At 48.5% G+C, this 421-nt stretch carries 1 protein-coding gene; it reads right to left on the reverse strand.

Annotation, left to right across the window (positions count from 1 at the left end):
• A partial coding sequence (locus GD597_RS21725; RefSeq protein ID WP_216368666.1) for a hypothetical protein occupies nt 1–421 on the reverse strand: 421 nt, incomplete at both ends.

A 421-nucleotide genomic window follows, 5' to 3' on the forward strand; every position in this document is an offset into this window, starting at 1 on the left:
AATGGCTACATTACCGCCTCCCTGATTAATGATTAATGGAGCCCAGGCAGTTAACGAATTATTATGTGCTCCAATAGTTGCCTTACCTAACAGGTTGCCCATTACCACCCGATCACTTGTAGTGGCGCCATAGTTACCTGCAATCCAATCTGCTGTACCTGTGCCAGGGTTAGTAGTTGACACCCTGAGTCCTCCAAGGCCGCTTATATCAAGTTTGTTGGCCGGTGTTGCTGTACCGATACCAAGACGGGAATTGGTATTGTCCCAAAATAAATTGGCATTTGTACCAAGGGCGGTTGTACCTGTCCAGAAAGCCAGATTCCCTGCTACACCGGTGCCTGTTATAGTACCGCCTCCTGCTGGCGTTTGCCAACTTGCCAAACCATTGGCGTCTGAGGTAAGTACTTTACCCAAACCTTGT

Origin of the sequence: Limnovirga soli, from assembly GCF_013106755.1 — a bacterium.
GTDB lineage: Bacteria > Bacteroidota > Bacteroidia > Chitinophagales > Chitinophagaceae > Limnovirga > Limnovirga soli.